This window comes from Microcystis sp. M49636_WE2 (genome assembly GCF_030065375.1).
Classification (GTDB): domain Bacteria; phylum Cyanobacteriota; class Cyanobacteriia; order Cyanobacteriales; family Microcystaceae; genus Microcystis; species Microcystis aeruginosa_C.
In genome coordinates this window covers 1-2870 of record NZ_JASJFG010000655.1, presented here as the reverse complement: position 1 = coordinate 2870, position 2870 = coordinate 1, and the positions used below count along the sequence as shown (strand labels likewise).

General features: G+C 32.8%; 6 protein-coding genes. 3 read left to right on the top strand and 3 right to left on the bottom strand.

Features of this window, described 5'->3' with window-relative positions; translation table 11 throughout:
* Positions 1–358 (bottom strand): class I SAM-dependent methyltransferase (locus tag PX484_RS15205; RefSeq protein ID WP_288104525.1); only part of this gene is annotated, 358 nt, incomplete at its 3' end.
* A gap of 285 nt (positions 359–643) precedes the next feature.
* On the opposite strand from PX484_RS15205, the gene PX484_RS15200 reads away from it, so the two are divergent.
* A complete protein-coding gene (locus tag PX484_RS15200; protein ID WP_042790633.1) occupies positions 644–1366 on the top strand; it encodes a hypothetical protein in 723 nt (240 codons plus the stop codon).
* 82 nt (positions 1367–1448) lie between these two features.
* Here the strand turns inward: PX484_RS15200 and vapC are convergent, their stop codons facing one another.
* Together vapC and PX484_RS15190 are read right to left on the bottom strand one after the other, a co-directional pair.
* On the bottom strand, positions 1449–1850 hold the full coding sequence (vapC, locus tag PX484_RS15195; RefSeq protein ID WP_061432511.1) for a type II toxin-antitoxin system tRNA(fMet)-specific endonuclease VapC: 402 nt from the start codon (positions 1848–1850) through the stop codon (positions 1449–1451).
* Positions 1847–2101: a hypothetical protein gene (locus tag PX484_RS15190; RefSeq protein WP_045362322.1), complete on the bottom strand. Its 255-nt coding sequence runs from the start codon at positions 2099–2101 to the stop codon at positions 1847–1849. Before PX484_RS15190 ends, vapC begins: the two co-directional genes overlap by 4 nt.
* Before the next feature lie 276 nt (positions 2102–2377).
* On the opposite strand from PX484_RS15190, the gene PX484_RS15185 reads away from it, so the two are divergent.
* Positions 2378–2674, top strand: coding sequence for a hypothetical protein (locus PX484_RS15185; protein WP_002804618.1), 297 nt, complete (start codon positions 2378–2380; stop codon positions 2672–2674).
* A gap of 6 nt (positions 2675–2680) precedes the next feature.
* Positions 2681–2870, top strand: a 190-nt coding sequence (locus tag PX484_RS15180) for a PIN domain-containing protein (RefSeq protein WP_502882750.1), incomplete at its 3' end; no start/stop codon positions are given.

The following is a 2870-nucleotide window of genomic DNA, read 5'->3' as shown; positions in this document are numbered from 1 at the left end:
CAGGGGAAATATAATCAATGCCATTAAAACTAAAGAGAATAAAATCAAAATAATTATCGGCAAATTGTTCTAGATTTCTAGCATCGGCCACTTGCCAGACTAAATGGGGGAATTTTTGACGACAAGCGGCGATCATTTCCGCAGAATAATCAACACCGATATATTCTCCCACAAGAGGGGCAAAATACTTCGTAGTTCGTCCCGCACCTACCCCTAAATCAAGCATTTTCATGGTTGATAAACGCTCTTGCAGCAGGGTTAAAATTGTCTTTTCTGCCGGCTGTAGGGCGGTTAATTGGGCATAATAACCGACAATACTAGGGTCTCTATAGGTTTGCTGATTTTTGTCCTTAATCATTCTCGATCGCTCTTTCCTACTGCCATCTTTAAGAAAATATTTAGACTATCATAAGATGCGCTTAAATTATCCAATTGGCATCAATGGAGATTTTTAGTTCTTTTGTCTTATCTACAAGGATAGCATTTTCCAAAAGTGATAAAAGAAATGTAAAGTTATTTTATAGTAGTTGTCTTTGGTGTCTGTCTGTGTTAAAATTACCACAACCAGTCATTATTAACACTTAGATAAAAAACTTCAAATATTATCTTAATCAATAGGAAAAAACATTTGTCTTGAGATGATATGAACAAAACTATTTTGAGCAATGCAATATTTATGACGTTTTTTTTATCGACGGTTAGTCATGGATATACTCAGAATGAGGCTTCTTTTCCTATTCGAGCTTTGGAAGGAGATAATTGTAATCGAGTAGTTGAATTGATCTATCAATCAGAAAAATTAGCATCAAATGACTCTAGCACAAAAGTTTATTTTGAAGGGTTTTTAAGAAGAATAGGAAAAGATGAAGATCAAACAAATACATCGGGATTTTGTGAACCAGCAACGGACAGGGAAACTCTATCTATTAAGATTATTATTGAAAATAATAATGAAATAAAAAAGATTGAATTACGTTCAGAAAAATTTCCTGGATATATAATATTCACACCCATATCTTTCGATATAAAAAATAATTATATTTTAGCTCGATACTATTTAGCTAATAACTGGGGTTCAGTAGATACTGGATATTTCACATACGATCTAAAATCCGATAAATTATCTTATATAGAAGCTTGTCAAGAAGAAGATTGGGTCGAATATAGAGGCTTTATTTCTTCATTAGAAATTGCTTTTAAGTGTTCTTCTTACGGTCAAGATCCAACAGAAACATCATTTATTTATGATATTTTTAATTCTAGCAATGGTCAAGTTTATCGAGTCAGAGAAAGAATCAGAATCAAACACGAAAGATTTGGTGAAATTGTTGATGAAATGTCAATCATCAAAAGGCAGGTTTTTTAATTAAATAGATCCTGCTAATACTGTATCAAAAATTATAGCTAGTTTAACGCTATTTTACGTTATTTTATAGTATTAGCCATAATTAAATCTCCCAGTCTTCATATTTTAAACCATCTATACGACTGAATTCACGGATATTATGAGTGATTAAAATTAACTCATTAGCCATAGCAAGAGCTGCAATTTGTAAATCATAACCACCGATAGGAATACCTAATTGATTTAATTGAGAACGAATTCTTCCAGCAATTTTTGCAGAATTTTGGTCAAAAGGTAAAATACTAAATTGATTACAGAAACGCTCTAGCTTTGCTAAATTTTGCTCTTTTCTACTGCTTTTGTAAGCCCCATAATATAATTCTAATTGTACCACAGTAGATAAATAAATCTCGTCTGGCTGATGTTTTGCTAACTCATGAGTAACAGCCAAACTACTATTATTAAGTAGCTTAATACAAACATTTGTATCTAACAGATAAGTCATAGTAGTTGTTCTCTTTCCTCATAATCTGGCTGTTTTTCTCTTACTAATAATTCACCTTCCCAACCGCCAATTACTTCTTCAAAGAAGCCTTCTTGCCATTGGCTAAATGTAGTTTTTTCTTCTTGTTCTTTTAGAGATATTGGCTGATAAACTAAGGTAACTTCTAAATCTGTGTTTTTAAGTTCAGGCGGTAAAGATATTTGTAATGTTCCATCTTCTCCTACATGGGTTTTAAAACTAATTGTTTTCATGGTTTCGGCTAAGGTTACTACTATCATAAGGATAGTGTAATATGTCCTCGTCTGACAAGGTGCGTCCCTTGGGGTCTTTTAACCATAAAGACATCTTCACCCCAAAGAGGTTGGACATGGTAGAAATCACCATCGGATGAGAATGGTGATACATCCCACCCAAGACACCGTTACAGGGATCTATTCGAGATCGAACTCACGATGTTGCATAACCACGAGAAACTTGATATATTGGCAGTTGATAAATATTATTGAAAATTTACTGGAGACCTAAGTATGTTATCAACTGATGTCAGACAAAAATCAATGATTAAGAGAATTGAGCAAGTTGTTTCTATTTTAATGGAAGACCGCCCTTTCTTCAAAGAGGAGCTTAATTGTTCAGAAATAGTGAAACATTTGGTTGAATTATTTGAAAAAAATTTACCTTTTGAGGAATTTAACACTATGTCAGAGGCAGAATTGAAAGAGCATTGTAGCTTTATTATGTCCACAGAAATCCTGTCAAAAATTGGCGGCGATTTTACTCCTGAACAAATGGCTATTTTCGATGAAGCAATTAAGCGTAAATAGGTAATTATGAGTTATTTGTTAGATACTAATATCGTTTCTTTGATTATTAAGCGTGATCTTAAAGTTTATCAAAAAATTGAAGATGTCAAAGCTCAAAGAAAAAGTATCTTTATCAGTTGCATTACTTATTTTGAAATTAAGAGGGGATTGTTGGCAGTTGCTGCACCTAAACAAAGAGAAAGATTTAACAAACTTT